The sequence below is a fragment of the Cupriavidus sp. GW821-FHT07C08 genome (assembly GCF_059419025.1).
This window is the reverse complement of record NZ_JBWKQZ010000026.1, coordinates 72,920-92,090: the sequence shown is the minus strand read 5'-3', so window position 1 is coordinate 92,090 and position 19,171 is coordinate 72,920. Positions and strand designations below refer to the sequence as shown.

Sequence of the window (19,171 nt, the reverse complement as noted above, 5' to 3'; positions counted from 1 at the left end):
CGAGAGTAGCCGTGCCGCATTGATTCATTGGTCTGAATCCAAAATTAACCTGCGCAGACTCTCTCCGGCCAGTGGCATTTCGCGAAGCCGCTTGCCCGTGGCATCAAAAATCGCATTGGCGATGGCACCGCTGGTCGGCCCCATTGCCGCCTCGGCGACGCCCAGGAACGGACTAGCTGGCCGGTCGATCAGATGCGTGTTAATGCTCGCGGGCACGGCCGAGAAGCGCATGATCGGGTAGCTGCTCCAGTCAAAGCTTCTGATTTTTTCCTGATCGTATTTCAGCTCTTCGTAGAGCGTCCAGCTGGCGGCCTGAATAATACCGCCCTCGATCTGGTTGCGGATGCCATCCGGATTGACGATCTGGCCGCAATCGACCGCCACCTCCGCACGCTCGAGTCGCACATGGCCGGTGGCCTTCTCAACGTAGACTTCGACAGCAATCGCGACATAGCCCATCAGATTCTTGTACTTCGCAAAGCCGAATCCAACCCCGTATCCAGGCTTGCGCGGTGGGCGAGGCCATCCGAACTTTGCTGCCGCGAGACGAATGACGTCCTGCGCCCGTGAGTCGTCGAGATGCTTCAGGCGAAATGCCACCGGATCGATGTGCGCCGCTGCGGCAAGCTCATCCATGAAGCCTTCAATGGCGAACACGTTGGTATGCGCCCCGAGTGATCGCATCGCCGACGTGTTGAGGGGCATGGTCGGCGAGAAATTGTTGACTACCTGAATGTTCGGGAGCTTGTAAAGGGGTATCGCATTTCTGTCCCCTCCCCCTTCCGGCTGACGCATCGGCACGGAAGGCGCCGAGACAAAAGGCCTGGCAAGCAGCCGCGCCGGGACCAGACGTCCGGCATTCACGATACGCTCGTTGTGGGAACTGCTCCAAAGCGCATACGTCCAGTTTACGATCGCACCACTGGCGTCAATCGATGCGCTTAACTCACTGACCATCGCCGGTGTGAAGTGGTCCCACATATGCTCCTGGTCTCTCATCCACTGGAGACGCACCGCCCTGCCGGGCAATTCGCGGGCGAGCAGCGCGGCATGCGCCGCCGCATCATCGGCGCCATTGTGCCCATAGCAGCCCGATCCCTCCACATGGATGCAGCGCACTTTGTCCTTCGGCATGGAAAGCATCTCGGCTAGCGCGTCGCGCAACGGATAGACGCCTTGCGAGTGCGTCCATACGGTCATACGACCGTTCTCGAAGCGCGCAATGGAGCAGGACGGCCCGATCGAGCCATGCATCAGGTAACGCTTGGCAAACCTGGGGCTAAGGGTTTTTGCCGCCGGGGGAGATGGCGACTTTGTGTTGGCGACCTCTATACTTTCGGTTGCAATTGACTTGAGCTCTTGATGCACGGTGGAAGGGTCGGGAAGCTTCCGACCGGGACTCCAACGGCTGCCCGCAGACAGCTTCCGCTGCGCCTCCACGGCCTGCCATTCGCCTTTTGCCACCACCGCCAGCAGATCGCCGTCCCTGACGATCTTGAGCACACCAGGCAGGCGCATTACCTCGTCTTCGTTTATCCCGAGCAATCTGGATCCATAGGAAGGCGGCAGAACGGCACGGGCATGGATCATGTTGTCCATTTGCATATCCTGGACGTAACTGGCAGCCCCGGTGACCTTGCCGGGGATATCCAGTCGTTGCACGGACGTGCCTATCACCCGAAACGTCGAAGGGTCCTTTAGCGGCGATGTCCTGGTGGCCTTCCGGTGCAGGTTCACGGTCTGCACGAGTTCACCGAAAGTGAGTGAGCGTCCGTCCGGGGCGTTGACCCTGGCATCCGCCACGGTCAACCTGGCCCGGTCCACGCGAAGCCGCCTGGATGCAGCCTCGACAAGCAATCCCCGCACCTGGGCCGCGGCATTCAGCAGCGCGCTGCCGCTGTCGGCCATCGTATGGCTGCCAGCTGTCAGTCCCTCGTCAGGGGAGGCGCCAGTGTCTGCCGTCAGGAAGGTGATCAAGGATGGCGCCATATTCAGCTCTTCCGCGGCAACCTGAAGCAGTGCCGTGCGCACCCCGGTACCAAGCTCGACCTTTCCTGTGTACACGGTCACCTTGTTGTCCGGCGCGATCTTGATCCACGCATCGAGGAACGGATTGGTCTTCAGGCTCCCGGCCAGTGTCTCCAGTTCTCTGGATACGTACACCGCCGCGCCTTCGTCGGCAATGACTTTCTGAGCCCTGGAATTAGCGCCCGGCAGGAGACTGAAGCCGACAACCAGCGACCCCGAGATCAGGAAGCTCCGCCGACTTTGGTCGAAATCGCTGTCGTCGGTACTCATCACGCGCCTCCCACCTTGCCGTGGCGCCCCTTCCCCTGCGTGTTCACAGCGGCTCGGATCGCCGCCAGAATCCGCATATGCGTGCCGCAACGACAAAGGTTCGGTTCCATATGCGCCCGTAACTCCGCTTCCGTCGGCCTGGGGTTCTGCTCGAGCAGTGCCTGTGCGCGCATGATCATGCCCGCGATACAGTAGCCGCACTGCGCTGCCTGATGATCAATAAAGGCCTTTTGCAACGGGCCGGGCTTCTCCTTGGTGCCGAGGCTTTCAATGGTTCGCACCGGCCGGCTGCCAATGGCGGAAACGGGCATCAGGCACGAAAAGACCGGACGGTCGCCCACGATCACAGTGCATGCGCCGCATTGGCCAAGGCCACAGCCGAACTTCGCACCATGGAGTTGCAGTTCATTACGCAGGGCGTAGAGCAGCGGCGTGGACGGATCGATGTCGAGATCGTGTCGGACCCCGTTTACGGTGATATTAATCATCTCGAATTGTTCTCCATTCTGATCTCGGACACCATTTTCGCGACTTCCGTCCATGCCGGCTCCCGGGAATAGGCGGCACGCAGATAGCCCGCAAGATCAGCAAGCTGGTCATCACGCAAGGACTCAGAGAACAGGGGCATGAAATGGATTGACCCTGCGCCTTGCCAAGGGACGCCGTTCATCATCATCTGAATGACATTGCGTGGGCTTCGCGCATTCACGGCCGTGCTGGAGGTAAGCCCTGGACGTCCGCCAATCGCCTGCATCGGTGCGCCGTTGCCATGACAGGCGGCGCAGGCAGCATTGAAGAGCGCTTCGCCGCGACGCACGCTATCGCCTTCCGGCGGCCTTCCCACATTGGAGACTGGCTGCATGGCGGCCACAGTGCCGGGCTTTTGAATAGAAAGGATGTAGGTCGCGATTGCTTCGACATCGCTCACGGGCACAGCGGCAAGCTCCTGCGTCACCGGGAGCATTGGACCCGCTGCGGCACCATGCTCGCTGGCGCGCCCGGTGCGAAGGTAAGTCACGAGCTGCGCCTTGGTCCAGGGGACTACCGCACTGCCCAGCGCATCCAGCGCCGGTGCCTCCCAGCCGTCGACCAGCCCTCCCCCGAAGGCCTTTCCGGACTTCTCGCCACCAATCAGATTGAGGGGCGAATGGCACGCCGCGCAATGTCCCGGGCCGTCGACCAGCATACGCCCCCGGTTCCACTCTGCGCTCGCGGATGGCTCGGGCTTTTGTTCCCCTGGTTTCAGGAACAGGACGTTCCAGAAGGCCACCAAAGGCCGGAAGTTAAGCGGAAAGATCAGATCATTGTCCGGCGCTTTTGCTTCAACCGGATCCAGGCTCATCAGGTAGGCATAGGCTGCGGCAATGTCACCGTCCGACATCCTGGTGAAGTGAAGGTATGGGAATGCCGGATAGAGTTGATGACCATCGCGGGCTATGCCACGCCGCATCGCTCGCGTAAATGCCTCCAGGGACCACGAGCCAATGCCCGTGGCGGCGTCAGGGGTGATGTTGGTCGAATAGATCGTGCCAAAGGGCGTCTCCAGTGGCAAGCCACCAGCAAACGGTTTCCCGCCCTTGGTGGTATGGCAAACGAAGCAATCACCAAGTGCGACGACCCGAGCGCCATAAATCCTCGTCTGACTGTCCGATGAACTGACCGGCGGTGCAGGCACGCTGGCAAGGGTCGGCTCCCACATGATTACTGCTGCAGCACTGCAGGCCACCACCGTGGCGCTCAGTGCAGCTATTAGCAGATTCCTCTTTCTCATCGCTGCACCATTGGAGATCAGCACTTCAATCGATGTCAATTTGCCGGCAGCACCCACGATGTGCCCGCCATGGGCCAGCAGCGATGCGCGCTGTCGCTCAACGGGAGGACGGGCGCCTCAGGCACCCCTCGCTTAACACAACCCTGGGCGCGTCTCCCGAGCGAGCTTTCAGACATTCTAGTAGCGCACCGCGGCTGCAAAGCATTGCTTGGCACGCAAAGCTCGGTTGCGCGGGCACCCTCTTCCGACCTGTCATGCCCATGCCTATGCTTGCCCCACACTCCCCTTGTCAGGGGCAGCCGACTTTCTGGATGAGATTTGACATGACCGACGATTTGATATGCCCATGGCCCCCAGGCGCGCTGGCGAGCTTGACTCGCATACGCGCCGGCTTTCGCTTCAGTGCCGGCGCGGTGAGGTCCGTGCTATGACTTCGCACAAGCGTCAACGGGCCATTGTGATCGGCGGCTCGCTGGGGGACTGTTCACTGCATCTGTGCTACAGGCGATCGGGTGGGAAGTGGCCGTATTCGAGCGCTCTCCCGGGCAGTTGGAAAGCCGGGGCGGCGGGTTGGTCCTGCAACCGGACGTACTGGAAGCGTTTCGATTTGGCGGCGTCCGGAGGCCGCCGGAAATGGGAGTTCCGTCGAAGTATCGAAGCTTAGCCTGAGCCTGCCACCATGCACCGGCTCGTCATTGGTGCAATCCGGCGACCGCGTGAGCGCGCCGCCAGCATGGGCTACATTCAGCCAGTGGCCATGCCTGAGAACTCAAAGGTTCAGCAGACGTGCGGCGTTGCCCCCAACGACCAAGCGCTTCTGATCATCAGGCAGAGCGAGACGATCCAGGAAGCGCACGGGTTGCTCATAGCCCATGTCGAAGCAATAGTCGCTGCCAAGCACGAGGCGGTCCGCCCCAATGTTCCGAATGAGAAAGTCAAGGGTTGGGCCGGAGTGCGAGATCGTATCGTAGCTAAACCGGCGCAGGTAGCTGCTGGGCTTCTGTGCCAGGCGCTTCGTTTCCGAACGCATCGACCAGCCCGCATCGATCCGCCCGACAAGGATTGGCAGAGCGCCACCCGCGTGAGGCAGGGAGAAGTGCAACGCAGGATACTTGTCCAACACCCCGCCCAGAATCAGATGGGACGCAGCGATCGCGGTATCGAACGGATTGCCGAGCAAGTTGCTCAAATAGAAGTCGGCCAGTCGCGCGCCGCCCACTGTTTGCTGGGGATGAAGAAAGATCGGCAGATTCAGCTGTTCGATGCGCTTGAATATCGGCGAAAACAGCGGGTCATCGAGGTCACGATTGTTGATGTTCGTTCCCATGTAGATGCCGCGCACGCCCGGCAATCCCGCCGCAAATTCAAGTTCATCGATCGCGTCATTCGCATTCAGCATCGGCAGCGTCGCCAGTACGACAAACCTGGTGGGATGCTTCCGGTGGACATCGGAGGCCGCGGTGTTCCATGCTCTGGCGAGCTTTGCGTTGAGTGTGCGATCGGCCCAGTAGACCATTGGCACACTCAGGGAGATAGCCTGGACGTCGACCCCTGAATTGTCCATGTCCCGGACGCGCTGCTCCACGTCGATAAATTTCATGGGCAGAGGCCCCAGTCCGCCGGCAGGCGTCTGGAACGTGAAGGAGTCGTCGTTGCGGAAAAAGTGGCCGCCGAACTGCTTCCCTTCGCCACCCAGAAGCCCCAGGAAGCTTTCGGAATAATAGTGCGCGTGTATGTCGATCGAAGGCGGTTTGCCGGTGCCCACAGCGGCCGTGGACGGCTGCGCAGCCAACGCTGGCAATCCTGCCATCATGCCCGCGGCGATTGCACTCACCGAACCAAGCAGTCGACGCCGTTTGGGCGATACGCAGCAAGGACAATCCATGTCTCTGTCTCCTTTTATTGTTGAAGTTCCAAGCACCACTTGCCTTCATCCGGCCTGTTCCGGCCTGTGGCCAGCGCGGCTTGGAGGACGCTGACCATGCGTACGCGAAGTACAACGCCAGTCAATTTATCGATCGATTATTTGTGTGGCATTGTAGGACGGTGGGCTTCAATCAGAAAGCGGAGAAAGATCCGGGATTACCCTGTTGTCGTGGCCCGATGAGCGCCGGCGGCGGGGACCAGCGCCCAGGAGGCGGCCCGATAAGAGTCCAGCTGTGCTCTCTTGGTCGCACACCAGCCGATAGCACCTAGGGTAAATCCTCACACGCATCACGCTTGGCCCTCCGGATCAGCGCGCCTACAATTTGTCTACCGATCACTTATCGATCGATAAATAGCAGAGGCAGCCATGGCAATTACGAAACTTGCGCACTACTCGATCCGCACCACGGACCTCGACCGGTCGTGCGCCTTCTATCAACGCATTCTTGGTTTCCGTCAGGGATATCGCCCGCCGTTCGATTTCCCCGGCGCCTGGCTGTACCTGGGAGATGACGAAAGCGAGTTCGGCGTGGTGCACATCATCGGCGTCGATCCGGACAACCTCGGCGGCCTGAGTGCCTATCTCGGTGACCGCCATCTCCCGGTTTCCGGCACCGGCACCGTCGACCACATCGCCTTCCTTGCCACCGGTGTTCAGGAGATGTGGGCGAAGCTGAAAGCTGAAGGCATGGCCTGGCGCGACCGCACGGTGCCGAGCCTCGGCCTGCACCAGGTGTTCATCGAAGACCCGTCTGGCGTCACCATCGAGCTGAATTACCCCGCCGCAGAAGTCGCGGGCCTTGACATCCCAGGTGGCAGCGCGACTGCGCACAGCATGGCAGTGACAGGAGAATGATCATGACAATGTTTTCCAGGCAGCCCAAGGCGATCGTAGTGGGTGGCTCGCTGGGCGGGCTCTTTGCGGCCAATCTTCTGTCTCGCGACGGCTGGGACGTCGAAGTCTTCGAGCGCGTTCCTGAGGCGCTCGCAGGCCGCGGTGCCGGCATTGTCACGCACCCCGAATTGTTCGAAGCGCTGGCCGCGGCAGGTGTCCAGGTCGACGATTCGATCGGTGTGCGCGTGCAGTCGCGCCTGACGCTGTCACAGGATGGATCAGTGCTCTCGCAGAGAGAAATGCCTCAGACGCTGACGGCGTGGGGCAAGATGTATCAGGTGCTGCGCGCAGCCTTCCATTTGGGTTGCTATCGACCGGGGGGAAGCGTGGTTTCCGTCGAGAGCGAGCCGGGTCGTGCCGTCGTGACCCTCGATGATGGCTCCACGCATTCTGCCGATCTTGTCATTGCCGCCGACGGTTTCCGCTCCGCGCTGCGCGAGCGTCTGCTGCCTGATGTCCAGCTCCAGTACGCGGGCTACATTGCGTGGCGTGGCCTGGTGGATGAAATGGCGCTCAGCGAGTCCACGCGGGATGCGCTGTTCGAAAAGTTCGCGTTTTGCCTCCCACCGCACGAGCAGATTCTCGGCTACCCGGTGGCCGGCCAAGACAACAGCACCCAGCCCGGCGAGCGACGCTATAACTTCGTGTGGTATCGCGCCACCAGCGAGGACATCGATCTGCCCAATCTGCTGACCGACGCCAGCGGCAAGCGCTGGTCGGGTGGTATTCCCCCTACGCTGATCCGCCCCGACGTGCTCGCGGACATGGAAGAAGCTGCGCTGACCCTGCTCGCACCCCAGTTTGGCGAAGTCGTGACAAAGGCCGCGCAACCGCTGTTCCAGCCAATCTTTGATCTTGAAGTCCCGCGCATGGCGTTCGATCGCGTCGCGCTGTTGGGCGATGCCGCCTTCGTGGCGCGACCCCACTGCGGTATGGGTGTGACCAAGGCTGCAGGCGATGCCATGGCACTGGTGAAGGCGCTGCGGGCTCACGACACTGTGCCGGCGGCGCTCGAAGGCTACAGCGCTGAGCGCGTTCAGGTGGGGGCGGCAATCGTCCAGCACGCCCGCCACCTCGGCGCCTACATGCAGGCCCAACTCAAGGACGAGACCGATCGCCAGATGGCCGAGCGCTATCGCACGCCGGAAGCAGTCATGCGCGAGACGGCGGTGTCGACGCGATTCTGATCGCATTACCGCATACCGCTATCCCCGGCGGCGGTGCTCTGCCAGCCAGTTGCGCTGCCGCCAACAATAGAGAAGATCCGTCCAATTGGAGACAAGCATGGAAAACCTTGCCGCAACGTATCCGCCAAGCGGTGATGAGGCAACATCGACGCCCCTTCCCCCACCCAATCCGGTGCTCAGCAACCCGGCATTCCAGGCGCTGGTCCGCGCGCGCCGCAGCTTCGCGTATACGCTTACGACTCTCATGCTGGCGGTGTACTTCGGGTACATCCTCACGCTCGCCTTCAACCCGGCGCTGCTCGGGCGTCCATTGACGCCGGGACAGCCAATGTCCATCGGCATTCCGATCGGATTCGGCATGTTCGCGATCACCTTCTTCCTCGTCGCACTGTATGTCCATCGTGCCAACACCGTGCATGACGCGATGATTCACGCGATTCGCGAAGGGGCGGCAAAATGAAGCGACTCTCACTGTTCATTGCATTGTTTTCGGCCACCTTGCCAGCCATCGCCGCCACACCGACGGTCGGCCAGGGGCTGAACGTCATCGCCATCGCGATGTTTCTGGTCTTCGTCGCCTCAACGCTGCTGATTACGCGCTGGGCCGCCAGGAACACCCACAGCGTTGCAGACCACTACGCCGCGGGGGGCAAGATCACCGCCATGCAAAACGGCTGGGCCATCGCCGGCGACTACATGTCCGCCGCGTCCCTGCTCGGCATCTCCGCACTGGTCTTCACCAGCGGCTATGACGGCCTGATCTATTCGATCGGCTTTCTGGCAAGCTGGCCCATTATCCTGTTCCTGATTGCAGAGCCACTGCGCAACCTGGGCCGGTTTACCCTGGCCGACGTGGTCTCCTACCGCTTGCAGCAACGCCCGATCCGCGCGTTCTCGGCGTCGAGCTCGATCGTCATCGTGCTGCTTTACCTGGTTTCGCAAATGGTGGGCGCGGGCAAGCTGGTGGAGCTGCTGTTCGGCTTCAACTACACGGCGGCAGTCGTGCTGGTCGGTGTGCTGATGGTCATCTATGTCTTTTTCGGCGGCATGCTGGCGACGACGTGGATCCAGATCATCAAGGCTGTCCTCCTGCTGGCAGGCGCGGGGTTCATGGCGTTCATGGTGCTGGGCCGCTTTGGCTTCAGCCTCAATACCTTGTTCGCCGAGGCCATCGCGGCCCACGGCAAGCACGCCGCGATCATGAGTCCGGGAGGTCTTGTCTCCGATCCGGTCTCGGCCGTCTCCCTCGGGCTCGCGCTGATTTTCGGCACGGCCGGGCTACCGCATATCCTGATGCGCTTCTTTACGGTCGCTGACGTCAAGGCGGCGCGCAAGAGCATCCTGTATGCGACCGGCATCGTCGGGAGTGGCTACGCGCTGATCATCATTATCGGCTTCGGCACGATCGCGCTCGTTGCCAACGACCCGCTGTATCACAACGCATCGGGCACGGTAATCGGCGGCGTCAACATGGTCGCCGTGCATCTGGCGCATGCCGTAGGCGGCAACGTCTTCCTTGGCTTCATCTGCGCGGTGGCATTCTCTACCATCCTGGCGGTGGTTGCGGGCCTGACGCTGGCTGGCTCATCGGCCATCTCCCATGACCTTTATGCCAAGGTGCTGCGCCAGGGCACGGCGACGGACAAGGACGAAATGCGGGTGTCGCGCATGACGACACTGGTGCTCGGGGTGTTGTCGATCCTGCTGGGCATCCTTTTCGAGAAGCAGACCATCGCTTTCATCGTCAGCCTGACTTTCTCCATCGCCGCCAGTTCTAACTTTCCCGTGCTGCTGCTCTCCATTTACTGGCGCGGGCTGACCACGCGGGGTGCCGTCGTCGGCGGCTCGCTCGGCTTGTTGACTGCGGTGCTGCTGACGGTGCTGAGCCCGACGGTCTGGGTCCAGGTGCTGGGACACGCGAAGGCGATCTATCCCTACGAATATCCGGCGCTATTCTCGATGCTGGTCGCGTTTGCGGGAATTTACGTCTTCTCTGTGACTGACAAATCCGCTCGCGGCGCGCGGGAGCGCGGTGCCTTCCGCAATCAGCTGGTGGATTGCGAGCTGGGCTTGATCAAGCGTCAATAAGCGGGGGCTGCGGCGGGGAGTCCGGCGCCAGTTCGGCAGGACTCCCCTCACCGCGGCGGAGGACTATCGGTGCACGCCCGGGCTGATTCGGCATATTCCAATTTATCACTTGATTGGTACAATGGAAGCGGCAACCCCCATCCGGGGCTCTGCACAGGTGAACAAATGGAACGAGGCGCCACCACAGCCAAGCACGGCATACCGGCCAAGCCCGGCAAACGGCTGCTCCCGGAAGAGCGGGAACAGCAGATTGTCCAGAAGGCCATCGAGCATTTCACCCGAAATGGTTTCTCCGGCAGCACCAGGGAGCTGGCGAAGCAGATCGGCGTTACGCAGCCGCTGCTTTACCGCTATTTCGAGAGCAAAGATGCCCTGATTGAGCGCGTCTACAATGAGGTCTTCCAATGGCGGCCAGATTGGGAGCGGCAAATCGCCGACCGGTCGACTCCGCTGGCGCAGCGGCTCTACGCCTTCTACCTCGACTATGCGTCAGTGATCTTGCGCGAGGAGTGGATCAGGATCTTCATTTTCGCCGGCCTGACGCGCGAAGGCATCAACAACAAGTACCTCAGCAAGCTTCGCAGCAAGGTCTTCCTGCCCGTGCTGGCCGAAGTCCGGGCAGAGTACGGTATCCCGGAACCGCGCAGCGCCGCCGAGCTTGATGCCGAGGTCGAGATGATCTGGAGTCTGCACGCCGCCATCTTCTACCTGGGCGTGCGCAAATGGGTCTACGGGCTCAAGGTCCCGGCTGACCTCGGCGGCGTTGTGCGCCAGAAGGTCGATATGTTTCTGCAGGGCGCGCCCGCCGTCATGCGGAGCCTTCGGCTTTGACATGGACAAGCTGCTGGCATTGAGAGTTTTTGTCGAGACTGTCGACGCCAAGGGCTTCTCTTCTGCGGCCAGACGGTTGAGCCTTGCCACCTCGTCCGTGACGCGCATGATGGACAGTCTCGAGGAAGAGCTCGGTGCGGTCCTATTGAACCGGTCGACCCGGCAGGTCACGGTATCCGCAGCCGGTGCCGCCTACTACCAGCGCGCGCGAAAGATCCTGGATGCCGTTGCGGAAGCGGACGCCCAGATCGCCGACCGCGGCGACACGCCGGTCGGCCAACTGCGCGTCTCGCTGCCGGTTGCGTTCGGGCGGCGTTGCATCGCGCCTTTTCTGGGCGGTCTGCTGGCACGTTATCCCAAGCTCGAGCTGGAAGTGACGCTGACGGACGAGATCGTGGACTTGCTTAGCGAGCGTATTGACTTGTCCATCCGGCTTGGCAGTGCGGCATCGCTGGATGATGTGGTTGCGCGCCAGATCGGCACGTTCCGCCGCAAGGTAGTAGCCAGCCCGGCCTATCTCCTGCGCCACAGCCTGCCCGCAGCACCACTGAACCTGGCGGGGCACGAGTGCTTGCGGTTCAGCTATGGCGTGGGGCAGCAAGTCTGGACCTTTGTCCGTGACGGCGAAGAGATGCAAGTCCCCGTTCGTGGCAACTTCAGAAGCAACAATTCCGAGGTACTGCGCGAGCTAGTGATATCCGAAGCAGGTATCGCGCTGTTGCCGGACTGGCTTGTCGCAGAAGACATCCAACGCGGAAATCTGACGTCGCTCTTCGATGACTGGTCCGTCAACCCGAACCGCGCCACTTCCGCCATCTCGGCACTCTTCCTGCCGAACCAGCGCGGGTCAAGGCGTATTGGCGCGTTTCTCGACTTTCTTGGCGAGATTCCCGGGCCGACTTATCGGGGCGATACCGCACGGTAGCCCCCCGCCACTGCCAGTGCGAAACACTGGCCATGGTGGCACGGAATCCTGTGATGGTCCCGTACCCGGCGCCTGAACCATCGTGCGCCGTCCAGCACTCATCCGGTAGCGGGGGTACCAACCAACGCAACCTCACCTTGCCGCCCACGCAATGCTTCTTTGCGCGGCAGACCGATTCTCCCCGAATGCACCGGCCCCTACTCTGTGAACCATCTCTTCCGAGATCCGGGCACGCCAGGCATCGCCCTGCCGCCCCGCATTGATCGTACCGACTTGATGGAGATTCACCGTGACCAAGCATCTGATGACCCCCGTTCGCATTGGCAACCATACGCTCTCGCACCGCGTCGCGATGGCGCCGTTGACGCGCTCCCGGGCGGGACAACCGGGCAACGTTCCGACCGCGATGAATGTCGAGTATTACCGCCAACGCGCCAGCGCAGCACTGATCGTCACGGAAGCAACGCAAATCTCACAGCAAGGCCAGGGCTACGCCTGGACGCCGGGGATCCACTCCGAAGAACAGGTGCAGGGCTGGCGTGCCATCAGTGATGCCGTGCATGAGGGCGGCGGCACCATCTTTCTGCAACTCTGGCACGTCGGTCGCGTATCTCACCCGGTCTTCCAGCCTGATGGTGCGCTGCCCGTGGCACCCAGTGCGCTGCCGGTGCCTGGCAAGACGTTCATTCTGGACGAAAGCGGCAACGGTGTCTGGGGCGACGTACCGGTTCCCCAGCCGTTGACCACCTCGGGCATTCGCGACATCGTGGAGGACTACCGGCGTTCCGCCCGCAACGCCATCAGGGCAGGCATGGACGGAGTCGAGATCCACGCCGGCAACGGTTACCTCCTCGACCAGTTCATCAACTCCAACAGCAACGCGCGTACTGACGCTTATGGCGGCAGCATCGAGAACCGGTCTCGTCTGCTGCTCGAAGTCGTCGACGCCGTCATTGCGGAAATCGGGGCTTCGCGGGTTGCCGTGCGGCTGACGCCAATGGGCCGCTTCATGGGCATGGGCGATGACACCCCAGAGGCCACCTTCGGCCACATTGTGCGCGCGCTGAGCGAGCGGCGCATGGCCTACTTGCATCTGGTCGAGCCGGCCATGGTCGGAACCGACAAGGACGATGACACCGATCCGCGCTGGGACGCGATCATTCGGCAACTGCGCGCGGAATACCGCGGCGTGCTGATGCTCGCTGGCGGCTACGACCGCGACAGCGCGGAACAGGCGCTTGCCGACGGACGTGCGGACATCATCGCCTTTGGCCGTCCGTTCATTGCCAACCCTGACTTGCCAGCGCGCTTCCGGAACGGCTTGCCGCTGAATACGCCCGACACCGCTTCCTTCTTTGGCGGCGGGGCCGGTGGCTACATCGACTATCCGAGCGCTACCTGAGCCACGCCTGCGTGGGATGCCTGCCCACGCAGTGAACGAACTGGGTAGAAGCGGGCATAGGGATAGATCAAGTACATTGGCAAAGGCTCCGCCTGCCATTGCGGCAGGAGGTGCAGCAGCGCGCAATCTTTGTGAATCGGGCTTCGTGGCGTGCCTGGTGGAAGACATGTGGCGCAAGGCAGACACGCGAACCGTTAAGGCGTCCACGTGGCAAAATTACTTCGCTCGGCCGCCGTGACCAGCTCACCGGTACGACAGTTGCGGAGACATTGGTTCGATGCATCCGGTCCGGAAACACCAAAGGCAGTTATCGACTCGAGAGCGGAACACGGCAGATGAACTCATTGTTTTCCTTCGGCACTGAGACGGGCGTCGGCTTCCAGGTCGCATGGGAGGACGGCGATCGCGTTGTCGGTCGAGGCTCGCTCCTCGGTCCGGAAGGCGAGCCGAAGGCTGTGCTGGCTGTGTGGCCCGCAGCCGAGCACCCGCCCGCCTCTACCCTCGCTCGCCTCGCACACGAATACGGCTTGAAGGGTGAGCTGGACGGCAGTTGGGCAGTGCGGCCGCTAGCGCTTGTGGGGGAACATGGTCGGACTGTTTTGCTGCTTGAGGACCCCGGCGGCGAGCCGCTTGCCGGGCTGCTGGGTGCCCCCATGGAAGTGGGCCGCTTCTTGCGCCAGGCCATCAGCATCGCCGCGGCCCTGGACCAGCTCCACCAGCGGGGTCTTATTCACAAGGACCTCAAGCCGGCCCATATCCTAGTGAATGATGCCCTTGGCGAGGCGCGGCTGACAGGCTTCGGCATTGCCATGCGCCTGTCGCGCGAGCGCCAGGGACTGGCGCCACCGGAAGAGATCGCCGGCACGCTGGCCTACATGGCCCCCGAGCAGACCGGACGCATGAACCGGCCAATCGACGCGCGCAGCGACCTCTATTCGCTTGGCGTCACGCTCTACCAAATGCTCACCGGCGTGCTGCCGTTTGCCACCGACGACCCGATGGATCTGCTGCACAGTCATCTCGCCCGGCAGCCAGTACCGCCGGCGGAGCGGGTACCGTCGATCCCGGCCTTGCTCTCCGCCATCGTGATGAAGCTGCTCGCCAAGACGGCGGAGGAGCGCTACCAGACGGCAGCCGGACTGGAGGCCGATCTACGGCGCAGCCTGACCGCATGGGAAAGCCTGGGACGCGTTGACACCTTCCCGCTTGGCGAGCATGACCTGCCTGAGCGGCCGTTGATTCCGGAACGGCTCTACGGACGGGAGCGCGAGATTGAGACCTTGCTCGCTGCCTTCGACAGGGTAGTAACCCAGGGCACGCCGGAGATTGTGCTGGTCTCCGGCTACGCCGGTATCGGGAAGACCTCGGCCGTGCTTGCGTTGCGCAGCGCACTGGCTCTCAGGAACGGCCTCTTTGCCTCGGGCAAGTTCGATCAGTACAAGCGCGACATCCCGTATGCGACATTGGCACAGGCTTTCCAGAATCTGATCCGCCCACTACTGGGCAAGAGCGAGGCCGACTTGGCGCCCTGGCGCGTCGCACTGGCGCAGGCGCTGGGCCCGAATGGCGGCCTCATGGTGCCGCTCATACCCGAGCTCGGGCTGATTCTGGGGCCGCAGGCGCCGGTTCCGGAGCTGCCGCCGCGCGACGAGCAGCACCGATTCCAGATGGTTTTCCAGCGCCTGCTTGCCGTCTTTGCCCAACCCGCGCATCCGCTGGCACTCTTTCTCGACGACCTGCAGTGGCTGGACGCGGCAACACTCGATCTGCTCGAGTATCTGGCGACCCAGCCGGAGGTACGCCACGTGCTGCTGATCGGAGCCTATCGGAATGACGACGTCAAGCCCGGACATCCGTTGCTACTGCGATTGCCGGCAATCCGCCAGGCCGGGGGGCGGGTAAATGACATCGCACTTTCCCCCCTAGGGTTCGACGATGTAAGCAGACTCATCGTCGATGCCTTGCATTGCGCACCTGGGGACGCCGCACCTCTGGCCCGCCTGGTGCAGGAGAAGACTGGCGGTAATCCATTTTTCGCCATCCAGTTCCTTACCGCCCTGACCGAAGAGGGGCTGCTCGTTTTCGATCATCGTGGCGCGCGCTGGTCTTGGGACCTTGAGCAGATTCGGTCCAAGGGCTTCACCGACAATGTGGTCGATCTCATGCTCGCCAAGCTGAGGCGCCTTCCAGCGGCGACCCGTAGCGGCCTGAAGCAGTTGGCGTGTCTCGGCAATGACGCGGCGATCGCTACCCTGGCCATGGTCCAGGATGCCAGCGAGGCGGTGCTGGACGCGGCTCTGTGGCCGGCGGTACGTGCCGGACTTGTGTTGCGTTTGGGAAATACCTACCGATTCCTGCACGATCGTATCCAGGAGGCGGCCTACGCGCTGATTCCTGAAGACGCGCGGCCGGCAGCGCACCTCGCTATTGGCAGACGGCTCGCTGCGGGCACGCCGCCTGAGGCAATAGCGGAGCGTGTCTTCGAGATCGTCGGCCAGCTCAACCGTGGCGCCGACCTTATCACCGCGGCCGAGGAGCGGGAGCAAGTGGCCGAGCTGAATCTGCTCGCCGGCCAGCGCGCCAAGGCGTCCACGGCCTACGCCTCGGCGCTGACCTATCTCACCGCCGGTGCAGCCCTCATGCAGGGGGACGCCTGGAAGCGCCGGCCCAAGTTTGCTTTCGCGCTCGAGTTCCACCTCGCCGAATGCGAATTTCTGACCGGCGCGCCGGCCGCGGCGGACGCGCGCCTGGCCGAGCTTGCGTGCCGTGCCGCCAGCCTCTTCGATCTGGCCTCCGTCACCCAGCTGCGGCTGGAGCTGTTTCTGGCCCTCGGCCAGCGCGAGCGCGCCGTCGAGGTGGGCCTCGACTACCTGTATCGCGCCGGCGTCCAGTGTTCGGCACACCCGACAGATGAGGAGGTTCTGCAGGAATACGACCGGATGTGGCGGCAACTTGGCGACCGCCCGATCGAGGCGCTGCTCGACCTGCCGATGATGACCAATGCGGTCGCGTGCGAGACCATGGATGTCCTGACCGCGCTGATGCTGCCGGCCTGGTACACCGACGTGAACCTGGGCTCCCTCATCATCGGGCGGATGGCAAACCTCAGCCTCGAGCATGGCAACAGCGACGCATCGTGCCTCGCCTATACCTGGCTCGGCATGCTCCTGGGGCCTCGGTCCGGCGACTACAAGGCGGCATTCCGCTTCGGCCAGCTCGGCCTGAACCTGGTCGAGCAGCGCGGGCTGGACCGCTTCAGGGCCCGCGTCTACCAGGCTTTCGGCGGCCACGTGATGCAATGGACGCAACCCATCCGTGCCGCGCGCAGCCTGGTGCGGCGCGCTTTCGACGTGGCCAGCAAGCTTGGTGACCTTACCTACGCGTCCTTCGCACGCAACAACCTCATTACGCAGTTGCTCGCCTGCGGCGATCCGCTTGCCGAGGTGCAGAATGAAGCTGAGGCCACGATCGGCTTCGCGCGCCGGGCGAGCTTCGGTCTCGCCGTCGACCGGGTTACCCCCCAGCTCCAGCTAGCGCGAACTCTGCGCGGACTGACCCCGGTGTTCGGCGTCTTCGATGATGATGATTTCAACGAGGAGCAGTTTGAGCGGTATCTGGATGAGGCTCCGGGCCCCGCCCTCGCCACCTGCTGGTACTGGATCCGAAAACTGCAGGCACGCTTCCTCGCCGACGACCACGCAGCCGCCATAACGGCGGCGGACAGGGCAGAAGGTCTCCTCTGGACGTCGCCATCGTTCTTCGAGCAGGCGGAATACCACTTCTACGCAGCGTTGGCGCGGGCCGCATGCTGCGGCACGGCCGCCGCGCCAGAACGGACCCGGCACCTGGAGGCATTGGCCGCACATCATCGCCAGCTCCTTGTCTGGTCCGAGCATTGTCCGGAGAATTTCGAGAACAGAGCCGCATTGGTTGGCGCGGAAATCGCCCGCCTCGATGGGCGCGAAGTTGATGCAATGCGCCTCTACGAGCAGGCCATCCGCTCCGCGCAGGACAATGATTTCATCCATAACCAGGCACTCGCCAACGAGCTGGCCGCGCGATTCTATGCTGCGCGTGGCTTTGAAAAGATTGCCCGCGTGTATTTGCAGGATGCCCGCCATGGCTATCTCCACTGGGGCGCCGGCGGCAAGGTGCGGCAACTCGATGCGTTGTATCCGCACCTCTGGGGGGAAGAGCGAGCACCCGCACCGACGACGACGATCGGGGCGCCGGTCGAACACCTCGACCTCGCCACCGTGATTGCCGTGTCGCAAGCTGTGTCCGGCGAGATCGTCCTGGACAAATTGCTCGACACACTCATGCGCACCGCGATTGAACAGGCCGGCGCGGAACGGGGGCTGCTGATCCTGCCCCGAGGGGCCGAGCAGCGCATCGCAGCAGAGGCTACGACCGGTGGCGATATTGTCACGGTGCAGCTGCGCGACGAGAGCGTGACTGCGACTGCGCTGCCGGCATCGGTGCTCCACTATGTCCTGCGCACCCGCGAGAGCATCATTCTCGACAATGCCGCGACACAGCACCCGTTTTCCGCCGATCCATACATTCTGCAGCATCATGCCCGATCGATTCTCTGCCTGCCATTGCTCACACAGGCCAAGCTCATCGGGGTGCTCTACCTCGAGAACAACCTCTCGCCACGCGTCTTCGCGCCGAGCCGAACCGCCGTACTGAAGATGCTCGCCTCGCAGGCCGCGATCGCCCTGGAGATTACTTGTCTGTATCGGGATCTCGCACAACGCGAAGCGAAGATCCAACGCCTGGTCGAGGCCAACATCATCGGGATCTGCATCTGGCACCTGGACGGCCGAATCCTCGAGGCCAATGACGCGTTCCTCCGCATGCTGGGCTACGACCGCGAGGATCTCGCCTCGGCACCCTTGCGCTGGACGGACCTGACGCCCCCGGACTGGCGCGAGCGTGACGCACGGTTGCTCCAGGACCTTCGGATCAGCGGGACCTTGCCGCCGTTCGAAAAAGAGTTCTTCCGCAAGGATGGAAGCCGCGTGCTCGTCCTGCTAGGGTGCGCGACATTCGAAGAGGGTGGGGACAAAGGTGTCTCCTACATACTTGATCTAACCGAGCGCAAGCGCGCCGAGGAGGCGCTGCACCAGGCACAGGCAGAACTGGCACACGTTACCCGCGTGACGACGTTGAACGCGCTGACCGCCTCGATCGCTCACGAGGTCAACCAGCCGCTGGCCGCCATCGTCACCAACGCCAATGCGGCCCTGCGCTGGCTCGCTCGCCAGCCGCCCGATCTCGCCGAGGTGCGAGAGACGTTGGGGCGCATCGTTCAGGATGGCCATCGGGCTGGCGCAGTGATTGGAGGAATGCGTGCGCTGCTTAAGAAGACGGCCGCCGTCACGGCGCGCCTTGACATGAACACCCTTATCGAAGACACGATTGCCCTCATCCAGGGAGAGGTAGGCCGCCATCAAGTCCTGCTCCGGACGGAGCTGGCGCCTGACCTGCCGCCGGTTGTGGGTGACCGGGTGCAGTTGCAGCAGGTGCTCCTGAACCTGATGATGAATAGCATCGAGGCAATGAAAGAGGTGGCAGAGCGGCCGCGGGAACTGCTGATTCGGTCGCGCTTCGACGCATCGGGGGCTGTGCTGGTTGCCGTTCAGGATGCCGGCATCGGGCTGGAGCCGCAAGATCTGGAGCGGGTTTTCCAGACCTTCTTCACTACCAAGGCGGAGGGTCTGGGCATGGGCCTGGCGATCTGCCGGTTGATCGTCGAGGCACACGGAGGATGGCTGTGGGCGAGCCCCAATGTGCCTTGCGGGGCCGTGTTTCAGTTCACCCTGCCGCCTCAGGACTAGATGCC

12 protein-coding genes are annotated in these 19,171 nt (G+C 62.7%); 8 read left to right on the top strand and 4 right to left on the bottom strand.

The annotated features are described in order from the left end of the window. Positions 1-24: 24 nt before the first annotated feature. The 4 genes from AC07UK_RS27580 to AC07UK_RS27565 form a co-directional block, all read right to left on the bottom strand. Positions 25-2,298 (bottom strand): xanthine dehydrogenase family protein molybdopterin-binding subunit, encoded by a 2,274-nt coding sequence (locus AC07UK_RS27580; protein WP_494686928.1) that lies wholly within the window; start codon positions 2,296-2,298, stop codon positions 25-27. After that, positions 2,298-2,786 (bottom strand): (2Fe-2S)-binding protein, encoded by a 489-nt coding sequence (locus AC07UK_RS27575; protein WP_211979591.1) that lies wholly within the window; start codon positions 2,784-2,786, stop codon positions 2,298-2,300. The genes AC07UK_RS27580 and AC07UK_RS27575 overlap by 1 nt, the downstream gene beginning before the upstream one ends. Further along, entirely contained in the window at positions 2,783-4,069 is a 1,287-nt protein-coding gene (locus AC07UK_RS27570; protein WP_494686934.1) for a c-type cytochrome, read from the bottom strand. The genes AC07UK_RS27575 and AC07UK_RS27570 overlap by 4 nt, the downstream gene beginning before the upstream one ends. Positions 4,070-4,838: 769 nt before the next feature. Continuing rightward, complete coding sequence (locus tag AC07UK_RS27565; protein WP_494686927.1) at positions 4,839-5,954, bottom strand: amidohydrolase family protein; 1,116 nt, start codon at positions 5,952-5,954, stop codon at positions 4,839-4,841. 408 nt (positions 5,955-6,362) lie between these two features. Here AC07UK_RS27565 and AC07UK_RS27560 point away from each other — a divergent pair, with 408 nt between their 5' ends. From AC07UK_RS27560 to AC07UK_RS27525, 8 genes are all read left to right on the top strand, one after another. Beyond that, a complete protein-coding gene (locus tag AC07UK_RS27560; protein WP_436224313.1) occupies positions 6,363-6,851 on the top strand; it encodes a VOC family protein in 489 nt (162 codons plus the stop codon). A gap of 2 nt (positions 6,852-6,853) precedes the next feature. After that, positions 6,854-8,077: an FAD binding domain-containing protein gene (locus AC07UK_RS27555; RefSeq protein WP_436224314.1), complete on the top strand. Its 1,224-nt coding sequence runs from the start codon at positions 6,854-6,856 to the stop codon at positions 8,075-8,077. Positions 8,078-8,174: 97 nt separating this feature from the next. After that, positions 8,175-8,537: a DUF485 domain-containing protein gene (locus AC07UK_RS27550; protein ID WP_436224315.1), complete on the top strand. Its 363-nt coding sequence runs from the start codon at positions 8,175-8,177 to the stop codon at positions 8,535-8,537. Beyond that, positions 8,534-10,165 (top strand): cation acetate symporter, encoded by a 1,632-nt coding sequence (locus AC07UK_RS27545; protein WP_436224316.1) that lies wholly within the window; start codon positions 8,534-8,536, stop codon positions 10,163-10,165. The genes AC07UK_RS27550 and AC07UK_RS27545 overlap by 4 nt, the downstream gene beginning before the upstream one ends. Before the next feature lie 165 nt (positions 10,166-10,330). Beyond that, positions 10,331-10,996 carry a TetR/AcrR family transcriptional regulator gene (locus AC07UK_RS27540; RefSeq protein ID WP_013951990.1) on the top strand — a complete coding sequence of 222 codons (666 nt, stop codon included), beginning with the start codon at positions 10,331-10,333 and terminating at the stop codon, positions 10,994-10,996. Between the two features lies 1 nt (position 10,997). Then, complete coding sequence (locus AC07UK_RS27535) at positions 10,998-11,921, top strand: LysR family transcriptional regulator (RefSeq protein WP_494686926.1); 924 nt, start codon at positions 10,998-11,000, stop codon at positions 11,919-11,921. 289 nt (positions 11,922-12,210) lie between these two features. Beyond that, positions 12,211-13,323, top strand: coding sequence for an alkene reductase (locus tag AC07UK_RS27530; protein ID WP_436224318.1), 1,113 nt, complete (start codon positions 12,211-12,213; stop codon positions 13,321-13,323). Between the two features lie 335 nt (positions 13,324-13,658). Beyond that, positions 13,659-19,166 (top strand): trifunctional serine/threonine-protein kinase/ATP-binding protein/sensor histidine kinase, encoded by a 5,508-nt coding sequence (locus AC07UK_RS27525; protein ID WP_494686925.1) that lies wholly within the window; start codon positions 13,659-13,661, stop codon positions 19,164-19,166. Positions 19,167-19,171 lie beyond the last annotated feature (5 nt).

Bases quoted from the DNA above. Each gene is read 5' to 3' on its own strand.
- AC07UK_RS27560 (WP_436224313.1), top strand. From the start codon at position 6,363: ATGGCAATTACGAAACTTGCGCACTACTCGATCCGCACCACGGACCTC.
- AC07UK_RS27535 (WP_494686926.1), top strand. From the start codon at position 10,998: ATGGACAAGCTGCTGGCATTGAGAGTTTTTGTCGAGACTGTCGACGCC.
- AC07UK_RS27565 (WP_494686927.1), bottom strand. From the start codon at position 5,954: ATGGATTGTCCTTGCTGCGTATCGCCCAAACGGCGTCGACTGCTTGGT.
- AC07UK_RS27540 (WP_013951990.1), top strand. From the start codon at position 10,331: ATGGAACGAGGCGCCACCACAGCCAAGCACGGCATACCGGCCAAGCCC.
- AC07UK_RS27550 (WP_436224315.1), top strand. From the start codon at position 8,175: ATGGAAAACCTTGCCGCAACGTATCCGCCAAGCGGTGATGAGGCAACA.
- AC07UK_RS27555 (WP_436224314.1), top strand. From the start codon at position 6,854: ATGACAATGTTTTCCAGGCAGCCCAAGGCGATCGTAGTGGGTGGCTCG.
- AC07UK_RS27545 (WP_436224316.1), top strand. From the start codon at position 8,534: ATGAAGCGACTCTCACTGTTCATTGCATTGTTTTCGGCCACCTTGCCA.
- AC07UK_RS27570 (WP_494686934.1), bottom strand. From the start codon at position 4,069: ATGAGAAAGAGGAATCTGCTAATAGCTGCACTGAGCGCCACGGTGGTG.
- AC07UK_RS27580 (WP_494686928.1), bottom strand. From the start codon at position 2,298: ATGAGTACCGACGACAGCGATTTCGACCAAAGTCGGCGGAGCTTCCTG.
- AC07UK_RS27575 (WP_211979591.1), bottom strand. From the start codon at position 2,786: ATGATTAATATCACCGTAAACGGGGTCCGACACGATCTCGACATCGAT.
- AC07UK_RS27525 (WP_494686925.1), top strand. From the start codon at position 13,659: ATGAACTCATTGTTTTCCTTCGGCACTGAGACGGGCGTCGGCTTCCAG.